Source organism: Streptomyces sp. NPDC002088 (assembly GCF_040296605.1).
Taxonomy (GTDB): Bacteria; Actinomycetota; Actinomycetes; order Streptomycetales; family Streptomycetaceae; genus Streptomyces.
The window spans coordinates 402,619-429,173 of the sequence record NZ_JBEOXO010000007.1 but is presented as its reverse complement, the minus strand read 5'-3'; the positions used below and the strand labels follow the sequence as shown (position 1 = coordinate 429,173).

Below are 26,555 nucleotides of genomic sequence, written 5' to 3'. Positions count from 1 at the left end.
TCCGAAACTCTCTCGTGCGGGTGAAATTCGGGCATCCGACGGACACGACATGACCGCTCTCGCTACGGTGTGGCCACACCTCTCACGGCATCGCCTGCCGACACACACGTGACGCGAGGACCCACGCTGTCTGCGCACCGTCTTCCCCACCTCCCGGGCCGAGTGGCCGTACCTGCCCTCCCGGAGCAGGCCCGCACCCCACCGTCTCCGAATCCGCTGGAGGGGTTCAACACCGCGTCCGCCGCAGCCGCCCACCACCTGCTCCTGGACTGCCTCCGCAGCCTCCGCTGGGCCAGGCGCGTAGCCGACCATCGCCCCTATCCCGACCTGGACTCCCTCCTGGCGGCCTCCGATGAAGCGGCGTACGACCTGACGCCGGGGGACCTGGCGGAGGCACTGGCGGACGAGACATTGCCGACGTTGCCGGACGGAACGTACTCGGCAGCCCATACCGCGCTGAGTGCGGCACACGCGGCATACGAGGCGCGGTTCGGGCACGTGTTCGTCATCTGCCTGGCCGGGGTGGCCGGGGAGGAGACCCTGGACCGCATCCTCGAAGGCATCCGGTCACGATTGACAAACGATCCGGAGGAGGAACGGGTCGTAGCGGCAGAGGAACTCCGGAACCTGGCACGAGGGCGTCTGGTGGAGCTGCTCGGGGGCGCGGGGCTGTAACGATTCGCGGCTCCGCCGCGCGGCCGCGACCAGCCACAAAGGCGCCGCACCGGGCGCCGCGCCAGGCGAAACACGGCCCACCCCACCCCATAACCGTCCGTTAATAGCCCGTCCGTGCCCTTTGGGCTACCAGTTTGATCACACCGGCAGGCCCCGCGTCAGCACCGCGGGTACACGTCGCTACGATGCTGGGGGCCGGTGGACCGTACCCGGCCGGGCCCGTCCGACACCCAAGCCGGCAGGCCCCAATCCCCGCTCCCGGAGGGTTCTTCCGTGCCGGCTGGAACGCTGTACCGCGGCCGGGAAGGAATGTGGTCCTGGGTGGCTCATCGAGTCACCGGCGTCCTCATCTTCTTCTTCCTGTTCGTTCACGTGCTTGACACCGCTCTCGTGCGTGTCTCCCCCGAGGACTACGACAAGGTCGTAGCCACGTACAAGACCCCGATCGTCGGGCTGCTGGAGTACGGCCTCGTCGCCGCCATCCTCTTCCATGCACTCAACGGCCTGCGCGTCATCGCCGTCGACTTCTGGTCGAAGGGACCGCGCTACCAGAAGCAGCTGCTCTGGTCCGTCGTGGGCATCTGGGTCGTGCTGATGATCGGGGCGATCTACCCCGTCCTCGGCCACGCCGCTCGTGAACTGTTCGGGAGCTGACGCCGATGTCCACCACTGAAACCACCGCATCCGGGATCGGCCCCGTCGAGGGCGGTTCCGTCTTCAACGTCGACAACCCGGCGCCTCTCATCGAGGCCCCGCGCGCACGCACCAAGAAGTCCCCGAAGTCCACGCGGGGCAACTTCGAGATGGCCGCGTGGCTGTTCATGCGCCTGTCCGGCGTCGTGCTGGTCGTCCTGGTCCTCGGCCACCTGCTGATCCAGCTCGTGCTCGACGGCGGCGTCTCCAAGATCGGCTTCGCCTTCGTGGCCGGCCGCTGGGCCTCCCCGTTCTGGCAGGTCTGGGACCTGCTGATGCTGTGGCTCGCGATGCTGCACGGAGCCAACGGCCTGCGCACGGTCATCAACGACTACGCGGAGCGCGCGAACACCCGGCTGTGGCTCAAGGGCCTGCTCTACACCGCCACGGTGTTCACCATCCTGCTGGGCACGCTGGTGATCTTCACCTTCGACCCGAACATCCGCTAGGCACGGGGCTGAGGTAATCCACTCATGAAGATCCACAAGTACGACACCGTCATCGTCGGCGCCGGTGGCGCCGGTATGCGCGCCGCCATCGAGTCGACGAAGCGCAGCCGCACCGCCGTGCTGACCAAGCTCTACCCCACCCGCTCCCACACGGGCGCCGCGCAGGGCGGCATGGCCGCCGCGCTGGCCAACGTGGAGGAGGACAACTGGGAGTGGCACACCTTCGACACGGTCAAGGGCGGTGACTACCTGGTCGACCAGGACGCCGCCGAGATCCTGGCGAAGGAGGCCATCGACTCCGTCCTCGACCTGGAGAAGATGGGCCTGCCGTTCAACCGCACGCCGAACGGCACCATCGACCAGCGCCGCTTCGGCGGTCACAGCCGCAACCACGGCGAGGCCCCGGTCCGCCGGTCCTGCTACGCGGCCGACCGCACCGGCCACATGATCCTCCAGACGCTGTACCAGAACTGCGTGAAGGAGGGCGTGGAGTTCTTCAACGAGTTCTACGTCCTCGACCAGCTGATGACCGAGGTCGACGGCGTCAAGCGGTCGGCGGGTGTCGTGGCGTACGAGCTGGCGACCGGCGAGATCCACGTCTTCCAGGCGAAGTCCGTGATCTACGCGTCCGGCGGCACCGGCAAGTTCTTCCGGGTGACCTCGAACGCGCACACCCTCACCGGTGACGGCCAGGCCGCCTGCTACCGCCGGGGCATCCCGCTGGAGGACATGGAGTTCTTCCAGTTCCACCCGACCGGCATCTGGCGCATGGGCATCCTGCTGACGGAGGGCGCCCGTGGTGAGGGCGGCATCCTCCGCAACAAGGACGGCGAGCGCTTCATGGAGAAGTACGCGCCGGTCATGAAGGACCTCGCGTCCCGTGACGTCGTCTCGCGCTCCATCTACACGGAGATCCGCGAGGGTCGTGGCTGTGGCCCCGAGGGCGACCACGTCTACCTGGACCTCACGCACCTCCCGCCGGAGCAGCTGGACGCCAAGCTGCCCGACATCACGGAGTTCGCGCGCACCTACCTGGGCATCGAGCCGTACACGGACCCGATCCCGATCCAGCCCACCGCGCACTACGCGATGGGCGGCATCCCGACGAACGTCGAGGGTGAGGTCCTGGCGGACAACACCACGGTCATCCCCGGCCTGTACGCGGCCGGCGAGGTCGCCTGTGTGTCGGTGCACGGCGCCAACCGTCTGGGCACCAACTCGCTGCTCGACATCAACGTGTTCGGCCGCCGGTCGGGCATCGCGGCCGCCGAGTACGCGCACGCCAACGACTACGCGCCGCTGCCGGAGAACCCGGAGTCGCTCGTGGTCGAGCAGATCGAGCGGCTGCGCAACTCCACCGGTTCGGAGCGGGTGGCAAACCTGCGCCGCGAGCTGCAGGACACCATGGACGCGAACGTCATGGTGTTCCGCACCGAGCAGACGATCAAGACCGCGGTCGAGAAGATCGCCGAGCTGCGCGAGCGCTACCGGAACGTCTCGATCCAGGACAAGGGCAAGCGGTTCAACACCGACCTGCTGGAGGCGATCGAGCTGGGCAACCTGCTGGAGCTGGCCGAGGTCATGGCGGTCTCCGCGCTCGCCCGCAAGGAGTCCCGCGGCGGACACTTCCGCGAGGACTACCCGAACCGCGACGACGTCAACTTCATGCGCCACACCATGGCGTACCGCGAGGTCGGCGACGACGGCACCGAGTCCATCCGTCTCGACTACAAGCCGGTCGTCCAGACCCGCTACCAGCCGATGGAGCGTAAGTACTGATGGCAACCCCGACCCTCGACAAGGAAGACGCCAAGCCTGAGGCGGGCTTCGCCGACTCCCCGTACATCACGGTCACCTTCCGGATCCGCCGGTTCAACTCGGAGGTCTCGGCCGAGGCGACCTGGGAAGACTTCCAGCTGGAGATCGACCCGAAGGAGCGCGTCCTCGACGGCCTCCACAAGATCAAGTGGGACATCGACGGCACCCTCACCTTCCGCCGCTCCTGCGCGCACGGCATCTGCGGCTCGGACGCCATGCGGATCAACGGCAAGAACCGCCTTGCCTGCAAGACGCTGATCAAGGACATCAACCCCGAGAAGCCGATCACGGTCGAGCCCATCAAGGGCCTGACGGTCCTCAAGGACCTGGTCGTCGACATGGAGCCGTTCTTCCAGGCGTACCGCGACGTCATGCCCTTCCTCATCACGAAGGACACGAACGAGCCCACGCGTGAGCGCCTCCAGTCGGCCGAGGACCGTGCGCGCTTCGACGACACGACGAAGTGCATCCTCTGCGCGGCCTGCACGTCCTCGTGCCCGGTCTTCTGGAACGACGGCCAGTACTTCGGCCCGGCGGCCATCGTCAACGCCCACCGCTTCATCTTCGACTCGCGCGACGAGGCCGGCGAGCAGCGGCTGGAGATCCTCAACGACCGCGACGGCGTGTGGCGCTGCCGCACGACCTTCAACTGCACGGACGCCTGCCCGCGCGGTATCGAGGTCACGAAGGCGATCGCAGAGGTGAAGAAGGCGCTGATCACGCGCCGCTTCTGACCTCGTCTTCGCTAGGTCCGTGAGGGCCCCGTTTCCCGGTTGCTTGCCGAGAAACGGGGCCCTCGGGCGTGCCGGAACACGATCGGGTGACCGTGGCTGTGCAGGACGTGGGGACGACGCCCCGCCTACGATGATGGCCTCGACACCAGCCCACGGGAGGCACGCGATGTCCGCTGCAGCCGTCGAGCAGCCCTTCGACGACGACGAGCCGGTCTCGCTCACGGCAATCGCCGACGAGATCATGGAACGCCATCCGGGCTACCGCGTCGAGATCATCGGAGGAAATCTCCTCGTGACCCCGTCCCCGGATGTGCCCCACGCTCGTGCCCTGACCAAACTCATGCGTCCGTTCATCGCAGCAGGGCTGGACGACGGTGAGACCGAGGTGCTTCAGGGCATCGGGCTCTGGCTGCCCATCGACACCGAGGACTACGCGATCCCCGACCTCGCGGTGGTGGACGCCGACATCGACGATCACCTCATCGAGAACAACGCGTACGACCCGGTCTGCTTCCGTCTCGTCCTGGAGGTCACCTCCAAGAACTGGAAGAACGACATGAAGACCAAGGTCGCCGCCTACGCCGAGGCGAAGATCCCGGTCTACGTCGTCGTCGACCGCAAGCACCAGCGCCTGCACGTCCTCACGGACCCCGTCGGAGACACGTACGAGAACCACCGCCCCCACGCCCCCGGCGAAATCGTGGCCCTCCCCGACTCCATCGGCGCCAAGGTCACCCTGGACGTGACGGAGATCCTCAAGGCGGGACAGCGGAAGAACAGCGACTGAGCCGGTCAAGCCAGAGAGCGCACCCGGCCCGTGGGCTCCCCCTACGCAATCCGGGGGAAGGTTACCGAAATGCGGCACCCCGGCGGCCGGGCCCGCACTTAATCTGATGGCATGTCAGATGACCAGTGCTACGAACCGCTCGGCTTCGACAACGTGCTGCTCCCCGTCGGTGACCTCGGCGAGGCCGTCGGGTTCTACGAGCGCGCCGGGTTCGCCGTGGGGTTCCGGTTCGACGAGGCCGGGATCGCTCAGTTGAAGGTCGGGGGTGAGACGCCCGGGATTCTGCTGCGGCAGGAGGAGGGACTGGGACGTCGGCCGCCTCCTTGGCCCTCGCCCCGGATCTGGGTGGAGGTGCCGGATGCCCGGGCAGCGGCGCGGGAGTTGGCGGAGGCCGGGATCGCGGTGCTTGACGAGCCGTCCCCCGTGGCCACCGGATGGACGGTCGAGATCGCCGACCCCTGGGGGAACGTCCTCGGGTTCACGGACTACTCCAAGCGGCCCGAGCTCGGGCGGAGACCCTGAGCGCTCCGCTGGAAGCGCGGTGACGATCCTGCGGGCCGGTGGGGGCTGGTCGCGCCCACGCGGCGGAGCCGCATATCGACACAGCCCCACGTCCCTTGCGGGGCGCGATACCGCACCGGACTTCGACAAGGCTGCTCAGTACGCCTGGTACGAGGCGGGTCTTGTCGGCGCTGGGCGGGTCTCCGTACCCCGGACGGCCTGCAGCGGCTGGTGAGCCGCAGGGGCCGGAGCGCCGCCGCCCCGGCCGGCGGGTGCCGGTCGGGGCGGTGGCGGGGCGGTCGGTGTTCCGCCGCAGCGGGCAACGGTCGGCGTTCCGCTGTGGCGGGGAACTGTCAGGGATCCGAAGCGGTGGGCCGGAAGCGCTGGGGCCACGCGGCGTGCGGCCGTCCGAGATGCCGGTGCGTCGCCGAGGGGTGTCCCGAGGAGCGCGGGAAGCCCTCGGGCAGGCGCGGACGAGTGCGGGACGAGGCCTGCTGATCGTGCACGGGGTGTGCGGCTACGCGGCGGCAGACTCCTCCTCGGGGAGTTCGACGCGCTTGATCTCGCGGACGATGACGAGGTAGCTGAACACGGCCATGGCGGCGCAGGCGCTGACGAAGACCAGCGCGAGGTCGAAGGAGCCGGTGGCGTCGAGGATGTAGCCGATGAGGAGCGGGGTGACGATGCCGGCGACGGCACCGAAGGCGTTGAAGACCCCGCCGGCCAGACCGGCGATCCGCTTGGGAGACACGTCCGACATGACGGCCCAGCCGAGCGCGCCCATGCCCTTACCGAAGAAGGCGAGGGACATGATCAGGACGACGAGCCACGAGGCGGTCACGTAGTTACAGATGATGATGCTGGTGGACAGCAGCAGCCCCGTGACGATGGGGATCTTGCGGGCGGCGGTGAGGCCGGTGCCGCGGCCGGCAAGGCGGTCGGAGAGCCAGCCGCCGAGAACGCCGCCGACGAAGCCGCACAGGGCCGGCAGGGAGGAGACGAAACCGGCTTCCAGGATGCTCATGCCGCGCTCCTGGACCAGGTACACCGGGAACCACGTCAGGAAGAACCAGGTGATGGTGTTGATGAAGTACTGCCCGACGAAGACACCGAGGGTGGTGCGGTTCCTCAGCAGCGTGCCGATGTGACGCAGGTTCTGCTTGCCGGAGGCGGCTTCCCTGGCCCGCATGTCCTCTTCGGCCGTGGGCGCGTCCATGTCGACCAGCGCGCCCCCGGAGGAGATGTGGTCGAGCTCGGCCCGCTGGATACGCGGGTGGCTGCGGGGCGCGTAGATGACCTTGGTCCACACGATGGCGAGAACGACGCCGACGCCGCCGATGACGGTGAAGACGTGCTCCCAGCCCAACGACGTGACCAGCCAGCCCATGAGGGGAGCGAAGGCGACGGTGGCGAAGTACTGGGCGGAGTTGAACAGGGCGGAGGCGAAGCCGCGCTCCTTGGTGGGGAACCATGCGGCGACGATGCGCGCGTTGCCGGGGAAGGAGGGGGCCTCAGCGAATCCGACGGCGAAGCGGAGGATGAACAGCAGCACGATCGCGGCTCCGGCGAAGAAGCCGATGGCGCCTTGGAGCATCGTGAACAGCGACCACAGGAAGATCGCGGTGCCGTAGACCTTCTTGGAACCGAAGCGGTCCAGCAGCCAGCCGCCAGGCAGCTGGGCGATGAGGTAGGACCAGGAGAAGGCGGAGAAGAGCACGCCGAGCTCGCCCGAGCTGATGTGCAGATCCTCCTGCATCGAGTCGCCGGCGATGGACAGCGTGGAGCGGTCGGCGTAGTTGATCGTGGTGACCACGAAGAGCATGGCCAGAATCAGGTACCTGATGCGGCCCGCTTTGGCGGTGGCCATGGGGACTGCGGTCGCCGGCGCGTCCTGCCGGTCGAGAGCGGGCATGGTCAATCTCCTAGACCTAGGTGATGCGGCAACGCTGCCGCGTGTGGTCCGAGCCACAGAACGGTGGCTGGAGTTGACCGTAGAGACGGTTTCGATTCACGTCCATGTCGAATTTTGTTGCTTGCAATACCTTCCTTGTATGACTCGCCGTATGGCACGTCCCTGGCGCGCACTTATCGGGCAGATGCCCGAACGGCCGCCGGGACCGGGTCAGAGGAGCTGAAGCAGGGCATCGAGAGCGGGATTGTCGTTGTTTTTGCGCCATACGTAGTCCAGCTCGACGGGCCGGGGATCGCCGGGCAGCCGCAGCGGCCGGTAGACGACACCGGCGTACCGCATCTGGGCCGCGGCCTCGGGGATCAGGGCGATACCCCAGCCGGTGTTGACCAGCGCCAGGATGCTGTGGACCTGGCTGAGGTACTGGGTGAAGACCGGCCGCACCCCCTCGGCGCGGAAGGTGCTGAGCAGCAGTTCGTGGAAGTAGCGGGCCTCGATGGGGGAGTACATCAGGAAGTCCTGGCCGTCGAAGTCCGGCAGCTCGACGGGCCCGTCGGCGGCCGCCAGCGGGTGATCCGCCGGCAGGGCGGCCACCAGGCCCTCCCGGACGGCGGTGCGTACGGTCAGATCGGCGCCGACGGCGGACGGGCGGATCAGTCCGAGGTCGAGAGAGCCCTCGCTGAGGGCTTCGAGCTGGTCGCGGGTGACCAGCTCGTGCAGCAGTATCTCCACCGCCGGCAGGGCGCTCCGGGCGGTCTTGAGGAACTCTCCGAGCGCGGAGTAGGCGCTGGCGGCGGTGAAGCCGACGGCGATCGCGCCCGCCTCACCGGTGGACACGCGCCGCACGGCGAGGGTGGCGTGTTCGGCCTGGCGCACGATACGGCGCGCTTCCGCGAGGAAGGCCCAGCCCGCGGGCGTCAGGCGCACGGTGCGGTTGGTGCGGTCCAGCAGCTTCACACCCAGGTCGTTCTCGAGCAGCTGGATCTGCCGGCTCAGCGGCGGCTGGGTCATGCGCAGGCGCTCGGCGGCCCGCGTGAAGTGCAGTTCTTCCGCCACCGCCACAAAACACGTCAGCTGGGTCAACGTGAACAATGATGCTCTCCTTGTATGAGTACATCCAAATTTTATGTTGGACGTGGATCAATCGCTGCCCGTAGCGTCGAACGTATTCGACACGGCGATCCCCGCGTCGCACACCGCCCGCACGGCGGCAGGGGAGAGCCAAGGGAGTACGCACCATGGCTCGACCCGGATCACGATCGTCGGATCGCCGTTCGCAGACCGTCCTCAGAGGCCGCCCGTAGCAGCCCTGGAGCCTCCCGGTCGTGACGGGCAGACGTGGAGACTCCTCCGCTCCCGGACACCTCGCTGCCGCATGTCCGGCCGCCGGGCAGCCGCGCCCCGCACGGCCCGCACCATCCCAACCGCCTCAACCCAGGGACACGAAGTGGTGACCACGAAGAACACGACAGCTCACGCCCCCTACACCGCGGGCGAAGCCACCCTCGACCGCATCGCCTGGCTGCGTCTCTCCTCCGTGACCCTCCCGCTGGCCACGCCGATCAGCGACGCGAAGGTCCTCACCGGCCGCCAGAAGCCGATGACGGAGGTGGCCTTCCTCTTCGTGGAGATCGCCACCGAGCAGGGGCACGAGGGCGTCGGCTTCAGCTACTCCAAGCGCGCCGGCGGTCCCGGCCAGTTCGCCCACGCCCGCGAGATCGCCGACAACCTGATTGGTGAGGACCCCAGCGACATCGGCAAGATCTGGACCAAGCTCGTCTGGGCGGGCGCCTCCGTGGGCCGCAGCGGCCTGGCCACTCAGGCGATCGCCGCCTTCGACGTCGCGCTGTGGGACCTCAAGGCCAAGCGGGCCGGTCTGCCGCTGGCCAAGCTGCTGGGCGCCCACCGCGACTCGGTGCGCTGTTACAACACCTCCGGCGGATTCCTGCACACCCCGACCGAGCAGGTCCTGGACAACGCCACCGCCTCCCTGAGCAGCGGCATCGGCGGCATCAAGATCAAGGTCGGGCACCCCGACGGCAAGTACGACCTCGCCCGCCTCACGGCGGTGCGCGAGCACATCGGCGACGACGTCCCGCTCATGGTCGACGCCAACCAGCAGTGGGACCGGCCCACCGCCCAGCGCATGGGCCGCGCCTTGGAGGAGTTCAACCTGGTCTGGATCGAGGAGCCCCTCGACGCCTACGACGCCCAGGGCCACGCCGCGCTCGCCGCCTCCCTGGACACCCCCGTCGCCACCGGCGAGATGCTGGCCAGCGTCGCGGAGCACGTCGAGCTGATCCGGCACAACGCCGCGGACGTCATCCAGCCCGACGCTCCCCGCATCGGCGGCATCACCCAGTTCCTCAAGCTCGCCGCGCTCGCCGAGCACAACCAGCTGCAGCTCGCCCCGCACTTCGCGATGGAGATCCATCTCCACCTGGCCGCCGCCTACCCGATCGAGCCGTGGGTCGAGCACTTCGACTGGCTGGAGCCGCTGTTCAACGAGCGCCTGGAGATCCGCGACGGGCGCATGTACGTCTCCTCGCGGCCCGGCCTCGGATTCACCCTCAGCGACCAGGCCCGCGCCTGGACGGTCGCCGAACACGAGGTCGGTTCCCGCCCCTGACCTGTGCCGCCGACCGCAGAGTTCCGGCCGCGGCGGGCGCCGAGTCCCGGCACGGGCGGCGCAGTACGAGCCCCAGCGCGGGCAGCGCAGTAAAGACAGCCGCGCGTACTGGCTGCGGCGGACACCGAGACTCGGCGCGGGCGATGTGGTACGAGCCCCAGCGCGGGCGGCGCAGTAAAGACAGCCGCGCGTTCCGGCTGCGGCAACCGCCGAGACCTGGCGCGGGCAGCGCAGTAAAGGACAGCCGCGCTGCCCGCGCCGGCACCACCCGTCCGCACCTCCCGGCGCACCCGTCCGCACACTCCCGGCACGCCTGTCCTGCCGCCGGCATCGCCGCGACCCCCACCCATCACGTTCCCTGCCACCTTCAGGAGCAGTAACCCCATGACGTCCTTCACCCCGGCAGAGCTGCGCAGCCGCCTCGGCTCCGGACTGCTGTCCTTCCCCGTGACGCACTTCAAGGACGATCTCTCCTTCGACGAGGACGCCTACCGCGAGAACATCATCCGGCTGGCCAAGTACGACGTCGGCGGCCTCTTCGCGGCGGGCGGTACCGGCGAGTTCTTCTCCCTCACCGCCACCGAGGTCGAACGCGTCGTCACCGCCGCCGCGGACAGCGCCCCCGACGACACGCCGATCCTGGCCCCGGTCGGCTACGGCACCGCCACCGCGATCGAGTTCGCCGCCGCCGCCGAACGCGCCGGCGCCGACGGCATCCTGCTCTTCCCGCCCTACCTCACCGAGGCGAGCCAGGAAGGCCTGGCCCGCCACGTCGAGGCGGTCTGCCGCTCCACGTCCCTCGGCGTGATCATCTACAGCCGCGCCAACGCCGTCTACTCCGCCGACACGGTCGCCCGCCTGGCCGAGACGTGCCCGAACCTGATCGGCTACAAGGACGGCGTCGGGGACATCGACACCATGACCCGCGTGTACACCCGCCTGGGCGAGCGCCTGACCTACATCGGTGGCCTGCCCACCGCCGAGACGTTCGCCCTGCCGTACCTGGAGCTCGGCGTCACCACCTACTCCTCGGCGATCTTCAACTTCCTGCCCGAGTTCGCCCTCGACTTCTACGCCGCGGTCCGTGGGCGCCGCCACGACACCGTCACCCGGATGCTGACCGACTTCGTGCTGCCCTACACGGAGATCCGCAACCGGCAGGCCGGCTACGCGGTCAGCATCGTCAAGGCCGGCATGACCGCCACCGGGCACAGCGCGGGACCCGTCCGCCCGCCGCTGACCGACCTGACCGCGCCGGAGCTCGAGGAACTCACCGCGCTGATCGCCGGGCTGCCCGCCGCCACCGCCTGACCCGCGCCTCCTCACCCGATAGACCGACCAGCCCCCGCGCGAGGCCGGTGACGCAGCTTGTGAGCGTCACCGGCCTCGCGTCGTGCGTCGCCCGCGCACAGGATCCGCCCTACGACGCGTGGTTCACGACGCGAAGTTCGCTTGAACGCGTTCAAAAACAGGTCTACAGTCAGTCGCGACAGCGTTTTGAACGCGTTCAAGAAGGGGTGGGGACATGGACCTCACAGTCGTCGCGTACGTCATCTACCTTCTGGTCAGCATCGGCCTGACCATCTGGGTGGCCCGCACGCTCAGCCGCAACGGACGGATCTTCCTGGCAGACGTCCTGCACGGGAACGAGAAGCTCGCGGACGCCGTCAACCACCTCCTGGTGGTCGGCTTCTACCTCGTCAACCTCGGCTTCGTCGCGCTGTACCTGAGCGACGACGGCACCATCGGCGACACCCGCGGGGTCTTCGAGGCCCTGTCGACCAAGCTGGGCGTGGTGCTGCTGGTGCTCGGCGTGATGCACCTGGGCAACGTGTACGTGCTCAGCCGGATCCGGCGGCGCGGGGTGCTGGAGCGGGAGCAGGTGCCGCCGGTCGCGCCGCAGGGCTGGGTCGCCCCCGCGGCCGGGGCGTGAGCACCGTGACGGCCGTCGGGGCGGACCGGGACGCCACGCGCGTCCCGGTCCGCCGGCTCACCGTGCTGTACGACGCCGACTGCTCGGTGTGCACCTTCGTGCGCGACTGGCTCGCACGCCAGCCCCAGTTGGTGCCGCTGGAGCTCGTGCCGGCCGCCTCGGACGAGGCACGGCGGCGCTTCCCCGGCCTCGACCACCGCGCCACGCTGAACGACGTCACCGTCGTGGGCGACGGCGGGCAGGTCTACCGGGGCACCGCCGCCTGGATCGTCACCCTGTGGGCGCTGCGCGAACACCGGCCGCTCGCCCACCGCCTGAGCACCCCCACCGGAGCGAAGCTCGCCAAGGGCGCCGTCCTCGCCGCCGCCAAGTGGCGCGGGGCGCAGTGGGGCGGGCGAGCGTACGCGCGCACGGACGGATGGACGTACGACCCCGCCCACGGGTGGACATACACCGCCCCCGGCTGCGACGACGGCACCTGCGCCACTCGTTAGGCTCTCTTCCCGTGCCTGCGAACAACGAGAGCCCCGACGACGGCGCTGCGCCCACCAAGTCCGAGCAGACCCGCGCCCTGATCCTGGAGACGGCGATGCGGCTGTTCCAGGAGCGGGGCTACGACAAGACGACCATGCGGGCCATCGCCCAGGAGGCCGGGGTCTCGGTCGGCAACGCGTACTACTACTTCTCCGGCAAGGAACACCTGATCCAGGGCTTCTACGACCGGCTCGCCACCGAGCACCGGGCGGCGGTCCGGGAAGTCCTGGACCGGGAGACGAGCCTGGAGGCGCGGCTCGCGGGCGTGCTGCGGACCTGGTTGGACGTCGCCACGCCGTACCACGAGTTCGCGGTGCAGTTCTTCAAGAACGCCGCCGACCCCGACAGCCCGCTCAGCCCCTTCTCCCCGGAGTCGGAGCACGCGCGCGTGGAGGCCATCGGCGTCCACCGGGAGGTGCTCGCGGGGGCGAAGACCAAGGTGCCCGCGGAACTGCGGGACGTGCTTCCGGAACTGATGTGGCTCTCCCAGATGGGGCTCGTCCTGTACTGGATCTTCGACCGTACGGACGGCCGGGAACGCAGCTACCGCCTCGCCGAGCGCGGCGCCCGCCTCACCGCGCGTGGCGTCGCGCTGGCCCGCTTCCGGGTGCTGCGGCCGCTGGTGCTCGAGGTGCACGAGCTGTTCACGGACTTCCTGCCGGGGATGACCAAGGTGCTGCCTGATCCGGCTTCACGGACGTCGGCTTCGTAAGAGGCCCGGCGAGCGTAGGACCCGTCCGTGGCCGCGTTTCCGCGCCGGTCACCCGATCGGGCGGACCGGCGCGGAAACGCGGTGCGACAGCTCAGTTCACGGTGTCCATCTCGCCCTCGGTGAGCTCCACGTCGTGGACCAGGGGCCCGTCCGCCACGACCACGTGCCGGGCCCGGGAGCCGTACGAGGGGGCCGCCGTCGCCAGCAGGTACGTGCCCGGGGACGGGACGGCGAGGATGTACGAGCCGTCGGCCAGCGAGGTCACGCGGTCCAGTTGACGGCCGCCCCTGGACAGCAGGGTCACCGCCGCGCCCTCGAGCGGGTCGCCGTCGACGGTGCGGACGAAGCCGTGGATGACGGAGGCGTGGCCCTCTTGCCCAACGGCCTCCGCCGCCTCCTCCTGCGGCTCCACCGCGAGATGCGGCAGCCGCTTGTCCAGCCAGGCCGGCAACCACCAGTTGGAGTTGCCCAGCAGGTGCATCGCGGCCGGCACCAGCGCCGTACGCAGAATGAACGCGTCGAGTGCCACCGCCACCGCCAGGCCCACGCCCGCCATCGCCGCGCCCGAGTCGCCGCTCAGCACGAACGCCAGGAAGACGCAGACCATGATCAGGGCCGCGCTGTTGATGACGCGGCTGGTCTCCGCGAGGCCCACCCGGACCGCGCGGGCGTTGTCGCGCGTGTGCACCCACTCCTCGTGCATCCGGCTGACCAGGAACACCTGGTAGTCCATGGAGAGGCCGAAGAGCAGGGACAGCATGATGACCGGCAGGAAGGCGTTGATCGGGCCCTCCTTGCCGAGGCCGAGCAGGTCCAGGCCCCAGCCCCACTGGAAGATCGCGACCAGGACTCCGAACGAGGCCGCCGCGGCTATCAGGTTCATCACGGCGGCCGTCAGCGGCACCACCAGGGAGCGGAAGGCGACCAGGAGCAGCAGGAAGCCCAGTCCGATGATGGTCACGACGAAGAGCGGCAGGCGGTCGCCGGTGACGGACGCGAAGTCCTTGGAGACCGCGGTGACTCCGCCGACGTGCGCGGTCGCACCCGCGCGCGGGATCACATCGTCGCGGAGGGTGTCGATGAGGTCGTCGGTCTGCTCGGACTGCGGTGACGTGGTCGGTACGACCTGGATGACCGTGACGCCCCGGGCGGGCGGCAGCGAGGCGGCCTGCGCCACCCCGGGGGTCGCCTCGATGTCCTTGACCAGCGTGGCCGTGTCGCCGCCGGTCGCGACCACCTGGAGCGGGCCGTTGAAGCCGGGCCCGAAGCCCTGGGCGAGCAGGTCGTACGCCTTCCTGGTGGTCGTCGTGGCGTCGTTGTTGCCCTGGTCGGTGGCGCCCAGGCGCAACGACAGCACGGGCAGGGCGAGTACGGCCATGACGACGACGGCGAGTGTGGCGATCCGGCGCGGGCGTCGCTGCACGCCGGCCGACCAGCGGGCCGCGAGACCGCTCGCCCGCTCCGGCTCGGGGCCCTCGGCGGCCAGCCGGCGCCGCTGCCTGCGGCTGAGGACGCGCGGGCCGAGGAGGCCGAGCAGGGCCGGCAGCAGGGTGGTGGCGGCGAGCACGCTCAGCACGACGGTGAGCGAGGTGCCGATGACCACGCCGTCCAGGAAGCGCAGGTTCGTCACCAGCATCCCGGCCAGGGCAATGCACACCGTGCCACCCGCGAACAGCACCGCCCGCCCTGAGGTGTTGAGGGCGGTGACCGCCGACTCCTCCGGGTCGGCGCCGCGCAGGATGCCGCGCCGGTGCCGGGTGACGATGAACAGGGCGTAGTCGATGCCGACGCCGAGGCCGATCAGCGAGGAGAGCAGCGGGGCCAGATCGGGGACGTCGGTGACGTGGCTGAGGAGCTGGGTGGAGAACAGGCCCGTGCCGACGCCGAAGATCGCCACGCCGATCGGCAGCAGCATCGCGAAGAGCGAGCCGAAGGCGAGGAACAGCACGATCGCCGCCGCCGCGAGGCCGACCATTTCGGCCAGGCCCGCGGGCGGTTCCTGCACGCGCAGGATGGCCTGGCCGCCCAACTCGACCTGTAGTCCGTCGCGTTCGGCGGCCTGCGCGGTGTCGACGACGTCCTGGACGAGTTCCTTGGGAACGGCGTTGGCCTGCTCGGTGAACGTGATCTGGGCGTACGCGATGCGCCCGTCACGGCTGATCTGTGTCGCGCCCCCGTCCGTATAGGGGTCGGCGACATCACCGACGCCCTTCATCTTCGCGATCTCCGCCAGCGCGGGCTGGAGCCGGGACCGCACGTCCTGGTCCCTGACCGTGCCGTCGTCGACCTTCCACACCACCGTGTCGGTGTCGCCCGCGCGCGCGGGGAAAGCCTTTTCCATCAGGTCGTACGCGCTCTTGGAGTCCGTGTCCGGGAGGGAGAAGACGTTCGCGTAGTCCGTACCCGCCGTCGAGGCCGAGAAGCCCAGGCCGAACAGTGCCCCCACCCACAGCAACAGGACCACCAGCCGGTGCCGGTAGCACCAGCGTGCCAATGCCGCCACGTTCAACGCTCCTTATTCGATATTCGATTGCCGGTCGCTCGGTCGGTCCCCCAGGTCCTGGGCAACAGGATCGGCGGCGGCACGCGTGCGTGGACACGGTCGCCCATGACTCTCAAGGAACTCCAAAGCGGGAAACCGGCCCGGCTGTCAGTGGCCGCGCCGATACTGGGGGCATGTCGACGGCTCCTGGCACCGTGCTGGTCGTGGAGGACGAGCCGAGCATCGCGGACGTCCTCGCCATCGCGCTGCGCTACCACCGCTTCGAGGTCATGACCGCGGGCACCGTCCGCGAGGCGCTCAGCCTCGCCGAGCGCACGCGGCCCGACGTCGCGCTGCTCGACGTCATGCTCCCGGACGGCGACGGGCGGGCCCTGGGCCGTGAACTGCGCGCCGCGCGGCCCGAGCTGGCGCTGGTGTTCCTGACGGCGCGGGACTCCCCCGCCGAGATCGTCGGCGCCCTCGGCTTCGGCGACGACTACATCACCAAGCCGTTCAACATCGACGAGGTCGTCGCCCGGATCACCGCCGTACTGCGCCGCACCCGCCCGTCCGACGTCCTCCCGCAGCGGCCGCCCCTGCGCTACGGCGACCTGGAACTGGACGAGACGACGTACTCGGTGCACCGAGCGGGCCGTACGGTCGAGCTCACCCCCACCGAGTACGCGCTGCTGCGTTTCCTGGTGCGCAACGGCGGCCGGATCGTCCCCAAGGAACAACTCCTGCGTCACGTCTGGCAGTACGAGCACACCCCGCCGGAGTCGACCGTTGTCGAGACCTACATCAGCTATCTGCGCCGCAAGCTGGACGCGCTGGGAGCGCCGGTGATCACCACGCGGCGGGGTGTCGGATACGGGCTGGCATGAGGTTCCCCAGGCCCCCACGGCTCCACTGCTCCCGGGGTATCCACTCGCTGCGCGCCAAGCTGACCCTGGCCAACGTGGCGCTGCTCGCCCTCGGCATCGTCGCGGCCACCGCCGTCAGCCTCATGGGCATGCAGCACTACCTGCTCGACCAGATCGACACCGAACTGACCAAGACCCGGGACTCGCTGGCCAGTTCGCACCTCACCATGCGGCAGATCGACTCGGTCGCCGTGCTGCGCTTCGTCCGCGACCGGCTCGCCCCCGGGGAGACCGAAGACCGTCCGACGCCGGACACCATCTTCGCCGCCGTCGACGGCGGCACGGGCGAGGCCGTCGCCGTCCTCGGCATCGCGCCGACCCCCGCGCAGCGCGGACTGGCGGCCGCGGTCGCCGACCCGCGCACGCTCACCAGGGACGCCGAGCCGCACGACGTGACGGTGCACGGAGCCCCGTACCGCGTGACCGCGACGCGGCTCTCCGACGGCACGTACATCCTGCTGGCCACGTCGACGGACGCCCTGCACAAAGGCGTCGCCAAGGCCCTCAGGCTGGACCTCGCCGTCGGCACGCTGCTGCTGGCGCTGCTGGCCTGTCTGACGCTGTTCAGCGTGCGGCGCCGGATGCTGCCGCTGGAGGACATGGTGGAGACCTCGTCCGCGATAGCCGAGGGGGACCTGACCCGGCGAATACCCTCCAGTCAGCATCCGACGCAGGAGGTCGAACAGCTGCGGCTCGCCCTCAACTCCATGCTCCACCAGGTGGAGTCGGCGTACCGCACGCGCGAGCGCACCGCGGCCCAGCTGCGCCGCTTCGTCGCCGACGCCTCACACGAGCTGCGCACCCCGCTGTCCGCGATCCGCGGCTACCTCCAGCTGTACGACAAGGGGATGCTGCGCGAGCCGGCCGAGCGAAAGAGGGCCTGGGACCGGATGATGGCGGAGGCCGACCGTATGGGGCACCTGGTGGACGAGCTGCTCACTCTCGCCCGTCTCGACCAGCAGCCCGAACTGCGCCTGCGCAACGTCGACGTCAGCTGCCTGGTGCGGGACGCGGCCGAGGATCTGCGGGCGCAGCAGCCCGGCCGGCCCGTCACCGTCGGCGCCGACGGTGCCCTGCTGGTGCACGCCGACGAGTCGGGGCTGCGCCAGGTGCTCGGCAATCTGGTGGCCAACGTCCGCACCCACACGCCCGCCGACGTGCCGGTGCGGCTCGGGGTGGAGCGCGATGACGGCGTCGTACGGCTGTGCGTGGCGGACGAGGGTCCGGGGCTGACGGCGGAGGACGCGGCACGCATCTTCGACCGCTTCTTCCGGGCCGGGGGCGGCGCCGGCAGCGGTCTCGGCATGGCGATCGTGCAGGGGGTGGTGCGGGCGCACGGCGGCGACGTGGCGGTGCGCACGGCGCCGGGCGAGGGACTCGCGGTGACGGTGACCCTGCCCGCGCGGACACCGGTACGGCCGTAGGGCCTGAAGTCCAAGTCCTAAGCAGCCTTGACGAAGTCCGGTGCGGTATCGCGCCCCGTAAGGGGCGCGGGGCTGTGTCGATATGCGGCTCCGCCGCGTGGGGGCGACCAGCCCCCACCGGCCCACGGGTTCGTCACCGCGCTTCCAGCGGAGCGCTTAGGCGTCCGGGGCCAGGACCAGCGCCCACACCGTCTTCCCGTGCCGGCCGCGGCTCCACACCCCCCAGGCCGCGGCGACGTGTTCCACGAGGTGCAGGCCGCGGCCGGCCTCCTCCCACTCCCCGACCACCCGCAGCCGCGGTTCGACGCGGCCCTCGTCGGACACCTCTATGAGGCAGGAGCCGTCGGCGAGGGCGGTCACCGCCACCTCGAACTCCCGCTCCCGCAGGGGCCCGTGGCGTACGACGTTGGTGGCGAGCTCGGACACGAGCAGCACGGCATCGTCCAGCGCCGGATCACCGGGCGTGTGCCCCCAGTCGGCCAGATGGTCCCGCACGCGGCGCCGGGCGAGCCCGACGGACGCCGGATGCCTGGGCAGCCGGAAGGAGTTGCGTCTCAACACGTCTGCTCCTCACCCCGCCCACACCTCCGTCACATGGTGCCGCTTGGGGTGACTGCCCGCCGGTACCCCCGTCCAAGCGGGGATACCGGGATCTCGTCGTCAGATCCAGGTCAGGCGCCACAGCCGGAACACGCCGTTGCCGTCCGACAGGTACTGGCCGCCACCGACGTCCTCGCTGCTGACGACGTACTCCTTGCGCTGCCACAGCGGAATGATCGGCACGTCACGGGCGACGTCCTCCTGGAGCGCACGGAAGTCCTGGGCGACGCGGCTGCGGTCGGCGTACTGCTGGGTGGACTGGATCAGCCGGTCGACGTCCGGGCTGCTGTAGCCGGTGTTCATGGTGCTGTCGGTGCCGACGAGCGGGGCGGCGAAAGTGTCCGGGTCGGGGTAGTCGGCGACCCAGCCGACCGCGTACGCGTCGAGCTTCCCGTTCGCCCACTGCTTCTGGAAGTCGGTCCACTCGTAGCCCTTGACCGTCACCTTGAACAGGCCGCCGGCCTCCAGCTGCTGCTTGAGCTCCTGGGCCTCCTCGGCGGCGGCGCCGCTGCCGAGGCCGTAGCCGTAGGTGAAGTGGACCGGGGTGCTCACGCCGGCCTCGGCGAGCAGTTGCTTCGCCTTCGCGGTGCTCTGCTTGGGGTAGTTGTCGAAGAACGACGTGGTGTGGCCGGTGATGCCGGCCGGGATCAGCGAGTAGAGCGGCTCGACGGTGCCGCTGTACACGGTCGCGGCCAGCTGTTCGCGGTTGATCAGCCAGGCCATGGCCCGCCGGACCTGTTTGTCGTGCAGCGGGGAGCCCGCGCGGGTGTTGAAGTACAGGTTGCGGGTCTCGGAGCTGTCGGCCTCGGAGACGCGCTGGTCGGGGTCGCTCGGCGAGAGACCGGCGAGGGTCTTGGGCGGCAGCTGCCGGGTGGCCACCTCGAGCTGCTTGGCCTTCCAGGCGCTGTTGAGCGCGTCGGCGTCCTCGTAGTAGCGCAGCTCGATGGGCCGCCCGGTGTCCTTGAGGGCGCCCTCGTACTCCCCGTTGGGCGACAGGACCGCGGTCTTGCCCTTCGTGTACGACGACAGGACGTACGGTCCGCTGCCGTCGACGTCGGTGCCGGTGCGCAGGGCGTCCTTCGGGTAGCGCGTGCTGTCGACGATCGCGCCGGCGCCGGTGGCCACCTTGAACGGGAACGTGGCGTCGGGCGACGACAGATGGAAGGTGACGATCGAGCCGTCGGCGTCCACCGAGCCGAGGGTGGAGAACAGGGACGACGGGCCGACGTCGGCGTTGATCTTCTTGACCCGGTCGAAGGAGAACTTCACGTCCTCGGCGGTCATCGCGCGGCCGCTGGAGAAAGCGAGGCCCTTGCGCAGTTCACACCGGTACGTACGAAGATCGGCGCCCACGAAGTCACAGCTTTCGGCCGCGTCCGGCACGGGCGCGGTGCCGCCCGGCTCGAAGGTGAGCAGTGACTGGAAGACGTTGCTGAACAAGGCCCAGGAACCGGCGTCGTAGGCGCCGGCCGGGTCGAGCGACGTGACGGTGTCCGTCGTGCCGACCCTGATGGTCTTGCCACTGTCGTCCTGCGACGGCAACAACTGCCAGCCGCCCACTCCAACGACTGCCAACACGACCAGAGTCGTCAGAATTCTCATGCGAACGGATCGCACGGTGCCCTCCCCAGGCGCCCCAGCGCAACATGCCACTCCCCTAAGCAGCGCCGTTACCTAATCACAGGTGTTTCAGCTGGGGGAAGAGGAATCTGTTGGGATGGGAAAGAACTTACCGAGGGACTGTTTCGGGCGGGTTTCACAGGTTCCCCACAGGGTCCGGTGGGGCGACGCCCCTGGCCCACTCCTCTCGGATCAGGCCTGTGCCGACGCCAGTTCGATCACCGTGATGTCCGACGGTGCGCCCACGCGCGTGGGCGGGCCCCACGCGCCCGCGCCCCGGGAGACGTACAGCTGGGTGTCGCCGTAGCGCTCCAGGCCCGCCACCGTCGGGTTGGCCGTCGCCGCGACGAAGTTGCCCGGCCAGAGCTGGCCGCCGTGGGTGTGGCCGGAGAGCTGGAGGTCGACGGCATGCTCGACGGCCTCGTGGATCTGGACCGGCTGGTGGGCGAGGAGCACACACGCGCGTGCCGTATCGCGGTCGCCGAGAGCCTTGGTGAAGTCGGGGCCCTGGCCCTCGCTCTCGCCGGCGATGTCGTTGACGCCGGCGAGGTCGAAGTACGGCAGCTCGGTGCGGTCGTTCTCCAGGGGGTGCAGGCCCAGTCGGCGGACCTCCTCGACCCACTGCTCGGCACCGGAGAAGTACTCGTGGTTGCCGGTGACGAAGAAGGATCCGTGGCGCGCCGTCAGCTGCGCCAGCGGCGCCGCGGCAGGGCCCAGGTCCTTGACGCTGCCGTCGACCAGGTCACCGACGACCGCGATCAGGTCGGGCTGGGTCGCGTTGATCGTGTCGACGACCTTCTGGGCGAAGCCGCGGCCCAGGATCGGGCCGAGGTGGATGTCGCTGACGACCGCGATCCGGTAGCCGTGGGCGGCGCGCGGGAGCTTGGCCAGCGGAACGGTGACCCGCTTCACCCTCGGGCCGCGCAGGACACCGTACGTGCCGTAGCCGACCGTGCCGACGGCGGCCGCGGCGGCGGTTCCGGCGACGACGCGGGAGACGAAGAGGCGCCGGGAGGGGGCGGCGAGGAGCTGCGGTGATCCCGGGGACTCCGGGGACTCCGGGGACCCCGGGGACTTCTGGGACTTCGGGGGTTCTGGGGGCTGCGGGTCGTCGTGGGACGCGGCTGCCGGTACGGTCTCGCGCTGCGGTACGGCCACGGCGGCGGGCGTCCGCCGTTCGAGGAAGCGGCGCAGCAGGGGGCGTACGGCCTCACCCGCCAGCACGGCGAGCAGCAGGTAGATCGACAGGGCCAGCCACAGGAAGCCCGGCCAGGCCAGCACGCGCTGGAGCCAGAAGGGCGCGCCGGCGCGCTCGGTGACGAGGGCACCGACGGCCAGCGCCCAGCCGCCGGCGATCAGCACGGCGCCCGCTCGGCGCGCCCGTCCCGGGCCACGGGTCGTGTCGCGGAACAGGCGGCGCCACAGGTACCAGTTGGCCGCCACCAGGACGCCCAGGGCGAGCAGCGCGAGCAGTACGAAGACGATGACCACTGTGCTGTGCCCCCCGTTGTCGGCTATGACGTGCGGCGCAGTGCCCTATGACGTGTCGCGCGGCGCGCTATGACGTACGGCGCAGTGCGCGCAGGCCGCGCAACCCGATGACCCCGACGACCGTCCCCAATACGAAGGAGACGACGGCGAGCGTCAGGTGCACCCAGAAGTACGCGGTGGGATCCCCGTCGTCGAACGCGAGCCCGCTGCTGTCCTTGATCAGGTTTTTGACGAAAGTGATCCAGATGATCCAGCTCCACACCCCGAAGGCGAGCAGGAACCAGGACACCCGGCGGCTGAGCTTCATACGTTCAGTATCGTCGCCCGGTGTCCGGTTCCGTGACCGGGGTGGGGTGGGTGCTGGGACTTCGCGGGGTGTGGCATGTACCTTCTCGGTCGTGCCCGCACCCCAGAAGACCGCCAGGCGACCCCTGCTGGTGACCTCCGCGACCTTGTTGTCCCTCGCGCTGACCACGCCCGTCTCCTTCGCGGCCCCGAGCCCGTCGACGAGCCCGTCGGCCACTCCCTCGGCCACTCCCCCGGCGAACATGTCGAGCGTGGGCGGTGCGCAGCTCGGCCGGGCGGGGACGCAGGTCAACCTGGGCAGCGGCGCCCCCGTCCTGCCGAAGGACCTGACCGCGCGCTCCTGGATCGTCGCCGACGCCGAGTCCGGCGAGGTGCTCGCCGCGAACAACGCCCACTGGCGGCTGCCCCCGGCGAGCACGCTGAAGATGCTGTTCGCCGACACCCTGCTGCCGAAGTTCCCGAGCACCGAGAAGCACAAGGTCACCTCCGCCGACCTGGCGGGCATCGGGTCCGGCTCCAGCATGGTCGGAATAAAGGAGGACGAGACCTACACGGTCCACGACCTGTGGCTCGGCGTCTTCCTGCGCTCCGGGAACGACGCCGTGCATGTGCTGTCGGCGATGAACCAGGGCGTCGGCAACACCGTCAAGGAGATGAACGAGCACGCCGAGGAGCTCCAGGCCCTCGACACGAACGTGGTGACCCCGGACGGCTACGACGCCGGCGGGCAGGTCTCCTCCGCGTACGACCTGACGCTGTTCGCCCGCTCGGGGCTGCAGAAGAAGGACTTCCGCGAGTACTGCTCGACCGTGCGGGCCGAGTTCCCGGGCGGGACGACGAAGAACGACAAGGGCAAGACGGTTCGCGAGACCTTCGAGATCCAGAACACCAACCGGCTGCTCAGCGGCGACAGCGACATCTCGGTCTACCAGGGCATCGCGGGCGTCAAGAACGGCAACACCACCAACGCGGGCGCCACCTTCACCGGCGTCGCCGAGCGCGACGGCCGGGTGCTGCTCGTCACGGTCATGAACCCGGCGAAGAACGAGCACAACGAGGTCTACAAGGAGACCGCGAAGCTCTTCGACTGGGGCTTCAAGGCGGCCGGCAAGGTGCAGCCGGTGGGCGAGCTGGTGGCCCCGAAGGGCGCCGCCCAGACGAGCGCCCAGCCCAGTGCCACCGCCGTGGCCGGTGAGGCCGACGGCAGCGGCGGCGCGGGGTCCGCGAAGCCGGTGGCCGCGTCCTCGGCCGAGGACGGCTCCAGCGGCGTCGGGATCGCGTTCGCCATCACCGGCGGGCTGCTGGTGCTGCTCGCGGCCGGCGCGTTCCTGATCAACCGCCGGTGGCCGCTGCCCGATCTGGTGCGTCGCCGCCGCTGACCTCGGTGTCCGTGCTCTGCGTCGCCGTCCAGGAGGCGCAGTACAGCAGCAGCTTCGCGGTGAAGTTGATCCACAGCAGCAGGGCGACGGGGACGCCGAACGCCCCGTACATGCTCTTGGTGGCCACGCCCTGCATATAGCCGCTCAGCAGCAGCTTCAGCAGTTCGAAGCCGACCGCGCCGAGCAGTGCGGCAACGACGAGGCGACGGCGCGGCGGTTCGACGCCCGGCAGCAGGGTGAGGAGATACAGGAGCAGCAGGAAGTCGGCGAGTACGGCGACGGCGAACGCGGCGATCCGCAGCAGGACGCTGCCCCAGCCGTGCTCGGCGAGCCCCAGCTGCCGGGAAGTCCAGCCGACGGCGGCGGAGGCGACCGTGGAGGCGCCGAGCGTGACCAGTACGGCGCCGCCGAGGCCGACGAGGACGCCGGCGTCCTTGGCCTTGCGCAGGAGGGGGTTCTCCTCGTTGTCGGGCAGCTCCCACACCGCGCGCAGGCAGTCGCGCATCTGGCCGACCCAGCCGATGCCGGTGAGGAGCAGGACGGCGCCGGCGATGAGACCGACGGTGCCGGCGTTCTGGATCAGGGCGTTCAGGTTGAGCTGGTCGGAGATGCCGGGGACCTGCTCGGCGAACTTGTCCTGCAACGTCTTCTGCTGTTCGGTGCTGAGCGTGGCGGCGGCGATCGCGGCGGCCACCGTCAGCAGTGGGAAGAGCGCGATAAAGCTGATGAACGTCATCGCGGCGGCGAGCCGCGTCCACTTCACCCGGTCCAGACGCTCGTACGAGCGCCACGCGTGCGTGGCCATCAGGCGCGTGGCCAACGGCCCGATCCCGGGGAGCTTCTTCAGCCAGTCCATGATCCGACCCTGCCCTCGTTGCGGAAGACCAGTGTCCTGGTACCCCAGAACCGCAGGAGCGTGGCCAGCGCCATGCCGATTCCCGCACCGGACACGGTGTCCGCGCGCTGGGAGGTGAGGCCGAGGCCGTAGTGGCTGACGGTCAGGCACAGCAACTGGACCAGGGCGCCGGCGACGTTCACCGCGAGGAAGACGGCGTACTGGCGCCAGGGGGAGCCGCCGCGGCCCCGGTACGTGCCGAGCGCGTTGCCCGCGTAGGCGACCGAGCAGCCGGCGGCGAAGGACAGCGCCTTGGCGGTGAGCGGGTCGAGGGCGGCGGGGCCGCGCAAGTACGTGAAGAGGGCCAGGTCGGCGGCGTAGGCGAGGAGGCCGACGGTGGCGAAGCCGAGGAGTTCGCGGCGCGGCACGGAGCCGACGGTGGCGAAGTTCAGGAGTTTGCGGCGCGGCACGGAGCCGACGGTGGCGGAGCTCAGAAGTTTGCGGCGCGGCGTTGGGCCGACGGTCGCGAAGCTCAGGGGTTCGCGGCGCGGCGGGGGGCTCGTCGGTCGTTTCGCCGGCCGTCTCACCGACCGTCCTACCAATTGGCCACCGCCAGCCCGTACATCGCGAGCCAGACCAGGCCGATGACGGCGAGCGCGCGGTCGCGCAGGACGACCTCCTCGGGTTCGCCCGCGGTGCCGCGGTCGGCGAAGACGGCGTAGCGCAGGACGGCCAGGATGAAGGCGACCATCGACAGCTGGCGCCAGGGCAGCAGGCCGGTGTGCGGGACCCCGCCCTCCTCCAGGGCCCACAGGCAGTAGCCGAGGACGGCGACTCCGGCGGCCAGCTGCCAGACGAAGCGGAGGTAGCCGGTGGTGTACTCGGTGAGCAACGCGCGCGTGGCGCCCGCGTTTCCGGCCATCTGGACCGCTTCGGAGTAGCGCTTGGCCGCCACCATGAACAGCGCGCCGAAGCCGGTCGTGATCAGGAACCAGCGCGACAGCGGGATGCCGAGCGCGAGCCCGCCGACCATCGCCCGCATCAGGAAGCCGGTCGTGACGACGGCGAGGTCCACGACGAGGACGTGCTTCAGGCTGACGCAGTACGCCAGTTGCATGCCGATGTACGCCGCCAGCAGCGCCGCGACGGCGGGCGAGGTCAGCCAGGCCGCGGCGGCCGGCGCCAGGACGGCCAGGGCGGCTCCTGCGGCGTACGCGACCGGCACCGGGACCTGCCCTGCGGCGACCGGGCGGTGGCGCTTGGTGGGGTGGGCGCGGTCGGCCTCGGCGTCGCGGGCGTCGTTGACCAGGTAGACGCCGGCGGCGCAGGCGGTGAACAGCGCGAAGACCAGGGCGAGTTGGGTGAGAGCGTGGACGGAGGCGAGCCGGCCGGCGGCGGCCGGGGCGGCGACGACCAGGGCGTTCTTGACCCACTGCCGGGGGCGCGCCGTCCTGAGGAGGCCGCGCAGCAGGCTGCGCTCGCGTGGGCTCGGCGTGGGCCGCCCGCGCCGGGTGCGCTGCTCGAGGAGGGCCGTTTCCGTGGGGCGGGCGGTGCCCGAAAGAGGCGCTGTCTCAGTCATGGGCACCCCCGGTCATCCAACGCGCTCCCAGACGCGCCGTGAGCGCTCCCAGGGCGGCGCCCGCCGCCACGTCCGAGGGGTAGTGGACGCCGACGACCAGGCGCGAGAGGCACATCGCGGCGGCGAGCGGCGGGACGGCGTACGCCCCCAGCGTTCCGTAGGCGACGGCGGCGGCCGCGGCGGAGGTCGCGTGCGAGCTGGGGAAGGAGTGCCGTCCGACAGCGCGCACGAGGGGCTCGACGTGCGCGGGGCGCGGACGGCGCACGACCCTCTTCACACCCATACTGACGACGTGTGCGCCCACGGTGAGCGCCGTTCCGCGCAACCAGGCATCGCGTCGCGCGCCGTCCACGGCGGCTCCCGCGAGGCCTGCCGCGACCCACAGCGCGCCGTGCTCCCCCGCCCGGGACAGGGCCCGAGCGGCACCCCCGACGCGCGGGTCCGCGCCAAGGGCGCGGAGTGCCGAAAGGATTCGGTGGTCGAGGTCGTCTCGGTGGTCCATGTGGTCCATGTGGATTCACTGTTCACGCCGACACCGCTGG

The 26,555-nt window shown here is 70.2% G+C and carries 26 protein-coding genes; 15 read left to right on the top strand and 11 right to left on the bottom strand.

Translation table 11 applies throughout. The features are described from left to right. Positions 1 to 108 precede the first annotated feature (108 nt). The 7 genes from ABT114_RS18450 to ABT114_RS18420 all read left to right on the top strand — a co-directional run bounded on the left by ABT114_RS18450 (position 109) and on the right by ABT114_RS18420 (position 5,678). Positions 109 to 675: a 2-oxo-4-hydroxy-4-carboxy-5-ureidoimidazoline decarboxylase gene (locus ABT114_RS18450; protein ID WP_351143708.1), complete on the top strand. Its 567-nt coding sequence runs from the start codon at positions 109 to 111 to the stop codon at positions 673 to 675. A gap of 273 nt (positions 676 to 948) precedes the next feature. Beyond that, complete coding sequence (sdhC, locus tag ABT114_RS18445; protein WP_351143706.1) at positions 949 to 1,329, top strand: succinate dehydrogenase, cytochrome b556 subunit; 381 nt, start codon at positions 949 to 951, stop codon at positions 1,327 to 1,329. Positions 1,330 to 1,334: 5 nt separating this feature from the next. Next, on the top strand, positions 1,335 to 1,817 hold the full coding sequence (locus ABT114_RS18440) for a succinate dehydrogenase hydrophobic membrane anchor subunit (protein ID WP_351143704.1): 483 nt from the start codon (positions 1,335 to 1,337) through the stop codon (positions 1,815 to 1,817). Positions 1,818 to 1,841: 24 nt separating this feature from the next. Next, complete coding sequence (gene sdhA, locus ABT114_RS18435; RefSeq protein ID WP_351143702.1) at positions 1,842 to 3,596, top strand: succinate dehydrogenase flavoprotein subunit; 1,755 nt, start codon at positions 1,842 to 1,844, stop codon at positions 3,594 to 3,596. Next, positions 3,596 to 4,369 (top strand): succinate dehydrogenase iron-sulfur subunit, encoded by a 774-nt coding sequence (locus tag ABT114_RS18430; RefSeq protein WP_351143700.1) that lies wholly within the window; start codon positions 3,596 to 3,598, stop codon positions 4,367 to 4,369. Before sdhA ends, ABT114_RS18430 begins: the two co-directional genes overlap by 1 nt. 166 nt (positions 4,370 to 4,535) lie before the next feature. Continuing rightward, complete coding sequence (locus tag ABT114_RS18425; RefSeq protein WP_351143698.1) at positions 4,536 to 5,156, top strand: Uma2 family endonuclease; 621 nt, start codon at positions 4,536 to 4,538, stop codon at positions 5,154 to 5,156. Positions 5,157 to 5,267: 111 nt separating this feature from the next. After that, entirely contained in the window at positions 5,268 to 5,678 is a 411-nt protein-coding gene (locus tag ABT114_RS18420; protein ID WP_351143696.1) for a VOC family protein, read from the top strand. 496 nt (positions 5,679 to 6,174) lie between these two features. Here the strand turns inward: ABT114_RS18420 and ABT114_RS18415 are convergent, their stop codons facing one another. Together ABT114_RS18415 and ABT114_RS18410 are read right to left on the bottom strand one after the other, a co-directional pair. Beyond that, entirely contained in the window at positions 6,175 to 7,569 is a 1,395-nt protein-coding gene (locus ABT114_RS18415; RefSeq protein ID WP_351143694.1) for an MFS transporter, read from the bottom strand. A 210-nt stretch (positions 7,570 to 7,779) separates the two neighbouring features. Next, the gene (locus tag ABT114_RS18410) at positions 7,780 to 8,658 is read right to left on the bottom strand and encodes a LysR substrate-binding domain-containing protein (protein ID WP_351143692.1); all 879 of its coding nucleotides are present in this window, start codon (positions 8,656 to 8,658) and stop codon (positions 7,780 to 7,782) included. Between the two features lie 355 nt (positions 8,659 to 9,013). Between ABT114_RS18410 and ABT114_RS18405 the strand changes: the two genes are divergently transcribed. The 5 genes from ABT114_RS18405 to ABT114_RS18385 all read left to right on the top strand — a co-directional run bounded on the left by ABT114_RS18405 (position 9,014) and on the right by ABT114_RS18385 (position 13,374). Beyond that, complete coding sequence (locus ABT114_RS18405) at positions 9,014 to 10,195, top strand: L-talarate/galactarate dehydratase (protein ID WP_351143690.1); 1,182 nt, start codon at positions 9,014 to 9,016, stop codon at positions 10,193 to 10,195. Positions 10,196 to 10,579: 384 nt separating this feature from the next. Continuing rightward, a complete protein-coding gene (kdgD, locus tag ABT114_RS18400; protein WP_351143688.1) occupies positions 10,580 to 11,506 on the top strand; it encodes a 5-dehydro-4-deoxyglucarate dehydratase in 927 nt (308 codons plus the stop codon). Between the two features lie 214 nt (positions 11,507 to 11,720). Continuing rightward, positions 11,721 to 12,128 (top strand): hypothetical protein, encoded by a 408-nt coding sequence (locus ABT114_RS18395; RefSeq protein ID WP_351143687.1) that lies wholly within the window; start codon positions 11,721 to 11,723, stop codon positions 12,126 to 12,128. Continuing rightward, positions 12,125 to 12,622 carry a thiol-disulfide oxidoreductase DCC family protein gene (locus tag ABT114_RS18390; protein WP_351143685.1) on the top strand — a complete coding sequence of 166 codons (498 nt, stop codon included), beginning with the start codon at positions 12,125 to 12,127 and terminating at the stop codon, positions 12,620 to 12,622. The genes ABT114_RS18395 and ABT114_RS18390 overlap by 4 nt, the downstream gene beginning before the upstream one ends. 11 nt (positions 12,623 to 12,633) lie before the next feature. Then, entirely contained in the window at positions 12,634 to 13,374 is a 741-nt protein-coding gene (locus tag ABT114_RS18385; protein ID WP_351143683.1) for a TetR/AcrR family transcriptional regulator, read from the top strand. 91 nt (positions 13,375 to 13,465) lie between these two features. Here ABT114_RS18385 and ABT114_RS18380 read toward each other — a convergent pair whose 3' ends face one another. Next, positions 13,466 to 15,868 carry an MMPL family transporter gene (locus tag ABT114_RS18380; RefSeq protein ID WP_351143755.1) on the bottom strand — a complete coding sequence of 801 codons (2,403 nt, stop codon included), beginning with the start codon at positions 15,866 to 15,868 and terminating at the stop codon, positions 13,466 to 13,468. Positions 15,869 to 16,050: 182 nt separating this feature from the next. On the opposite strand from ABT114_RS18380, the gene ABT114_RS18375 reads away from it, so the two are divergent. Both ABT114_RS18375 and ABT114_RS18370 read left to right on the top strand, forming a co-directional pair. After that, positions 16,051 to 16,740, top strand: coding sequence for a response regulator transcription factor (locus tag ABT114_RS18375; protein WP_351143681.1), 690 nt, complete (start codon positions 16,051 to 16,053; stop codon positions 16,738 to 16,740). Beyond that, complete coding sequence (locus ABT114_RS18370; RefSeq protein WP_351143679.1) at positions 16,737 to 18,203, top strand: sensor histidine kinase; 1,467 nt, start codon at positions 16,737 to 16,739, stop codon at positions 18,201 to 18,203. Before ABT114_RS18375 ends, ABT114_RS18370 begins: the two co-directional genes overlap by 4 nt. A 156-nt stretch (positions 18,204 to 18,359) precedes the next feature. Here ABT114_RS18370 and ABT114_RS18365 read toward each other — a convergent pair whose 3' ends face one another. From ABT114_RS18365 to ABT114_RS18350, 4 genes are all read right to left on the bottom strand, one after another. Continuing rightward, positions 18,360 to 18,764, bottom strand: coding sequence for an ATP-binding protein (locus ABT114_RS18365; RefSeq protein WP_351143677.1), 405 nt, complete (start codon positions 18,762 to 18,764; stop codon positions 18,360 to 18,362). Positions 18,765 to 18,863: 99 nt separating this feature from the next. Further along, a complete protein-coding gene (locus ABT114_RS18360) occupies positions 18,864 to 20,405 on the bottom strand; it encodes an ABC transporter substrate-binding protein (protein ID WP_351143675.1) in 1,542 nt (513 codons plus the stop codon). Positions 20,406 to 20,615: 210 nt separating this feature from the next. Beyond that, positions 20,616 to 21,914 carry a metallophosphoesterase gene (locus tag ABT114_RS18355; protein WP_351143673.1) on the bottom strand — a complete coding sequence of 433 codons (1,299 nt, stop codon included), beginning with the start codon at positions 21,912 to 21,914 and terminating at the stop codon, positions 20,616 to 20,618. A 67-nt stretch (positions 21,915 to 21,981) separates the two neighbouring features. Continuing rightward, the gene (locus tag ABT114_RS18350) at positions 21,982 to 22,221 is read right to left on the bottom strand and encodes an SCO4848 family membrane protein (RefSeq protein WP_351143671.1); all 240 of its coding nucleotides are present in this window, start codon (positions 22,219 to 22,221) and stop codon (positions 21,982 to 21,984) included. 91 nt (positions 22,222 to 22,312) lie between these two features. Between ABT114_RS18350 and ABT114_RS18345 the strand changes: the two genes are divergently transcribed. Further along, entirely contained in the window at positions 22,313 to 23,599 is a 1,287-nt protein-coding gene (locus ABT114_RS18345; protein ID WP_351143670.1) for a D-alanyl-D-alanine carboxypeptidase family protein, read from the top strand. Here the strand turns inward: ABT114_RS18345 and ABT114_RS18340 are convergent. From ABT114_RS18340 to ABT114_RS18325, 4 genes are all read right to left on the bottom strand, one after another. After that, a complete protein-coding gene (locus ABT114_RS18340; RefSeq protein ID WP_351143667.1) occupies positions 23,553 to 24,455 on the bottom strand; it encodes a YihY/virulence factor BrkB family protein in 903 nt (300 codons plus the stop codon). The genes ABT114_RS18345 and ABT114_RS18340 overlap by 47 nt on opposite strands. Beyond that, on the bottom strand, positions 24,443 to 24,904 hold the full coding sequence (locus ABT114_RS18335) for a GtrA family protein (protein WP_351143665.1): 462 nt from the start codon (positions 24,902 to 24,904) through the stop codon (positions 24,443 to 24,445). Before ABT114_RS18335 ends, ABT114_RS18340 begins: the two co-directional genes overlap by 13 nt. A 125-nt stretch (positions 24,905 to 25,029) precedes the next feature. Then, positions 25,030 to 26,013 (bottom strand): decaprenyl-phosphate phosphoribosyltransferase, encoded by a 984-nt coding sequence (locus ABT114_RS18330; protein ID WP_351143663.1) that lies wholly within the window; start codon positions 26,011 to 26,013, stop codon positions 25,030 to 25,032. Beyond that, positions 26,006 to 26,515 carry a phosphatase PAP2 family protein gene (locus ABT114_RS18325; protein WP_351143753.1) on the bottom strand — a complete coding sequence of 170 codons (510 nt, stop codon included), beginning with the start codon at positions 26,513 to 26,515 and terminating at the stop codon, positions 26,006 to 26,008. Before ABT114_RS18325 ends, ABT114_RS18330 begins: the two co-directional genes overlap by 8 nt. Positions 26,516 to 26,555: the final 40 nt, after the last annotated feature.

Excerpts from the sequence above, each read along its gene's own strand:
- ABT114_RS18440 (WP_351143704.1), top strand. The coding sequence starts at position 1,335 with ATGTCCACCACTGAAACCACCGCATCCGGGATCGGCCCCGTCGAGGGC.
- sdhA (WP_351143702.1), top strand. The coding sequence starts at position 1,842 with ATGAAGATCCACAAGTACGACACCGTCATCGTCGGCGCCGGTGGCGCC.
- ABT114_RS18430 (WP_351143700.1), top strand. The coding sequence starts at position 3,596 with ATGGCAACCCCGACCCTCGACAAGGAAGACGCCAAGCCTGAGGCGGGC.
- ABT114_RS18425 (WP_351143698.1), top strand. The coding sequence starts at position 4,536 with ATGTCCGCTGCAGCCGTCGAGCAGCCCTTCGACGACGACGAGCCGGTC.
- ABT114_RS18420 (WP_351143696.1), top strand. The coding sequence starts at position 5,268 with ATGTCAGATGACCAGTGCTACGAACCGCTCGGCTTCGACAACGTGCTG.
- ABT114_RS18415 (WP_351143694.1), bottom strand. The coding sequence starts at position 7,569 with ATGCCCGCTCTCGACCGGCAGGACGCGCCGGCGACCGCAGTCCCCATG.
- kdgD (WP_351143688.1), top strand. The coding sequence starts at position 10,580 with ATGACGTCCTTCACCCCGGCAGAGCTGCGCAGCCGCCTCGGCTCCGGA.
- ABT114_RS18395 (WP_351143687.1), top strand. The coding sequence starts at position 11,721 with ATGGACCTCACAGTCGTCGCGTACGTCATCTACCTTCTGGTCAGCATC.
- ABT114_RS18375 (WP_351143681.1), top strand. The coding sequence starts at position 16,051 with ATGTCGACGGCTCCTGGCACCGTGCTGGTCGTGGAGGACGAGCCGAGC.
- ABT114_RS18370 (WP_351143679.1), top strand. The coding sequence starts at position 16,737 with ATGAGGTTCCCCAGGCCCCCACGGCTCCACTGCTCCCGGGGTATCCAC.
- ABT114_RS18360 (WP_351143675.1), bottom strand. The coding sequence starts at position 20,405 with ATGAGAATTCTGACGACTCTGGTCGTGTTGGCAGTCGTTGGAGTGGGC.
- ABT114_RS18350 (WP_351143671.1), bottom strand. The coding sequence starts at position 22,221 with ATGAAGCTCAGCCGCCGGGTGTCCTGGTTCCTGCTCGCCTTCGGGGTG.
- ABT114_RS18340 (WP_351143667.1), bottom strand. The coding sequence starts at position 24,455 with ATGGACTGGCTGAAGAAGCTCCCCGGGATCGGGCCGTTGGCCACGCGC.
- ABT114_RS18330 (WP_351143663.1), bottom strand. The coding sequence starts at position 26,013 with ATGACTGAGACAGCGCCTCTTTCGGGCACCGCCCGCCCCACGGAAACG.
- ABT114_RS18325 (WP_351143753.1), bottom strand. The coding sequence starts at position 26,515 with ATGGACCACCGAGACGACCTCGACCACCGAATCCTTTCGGCACTCCGC.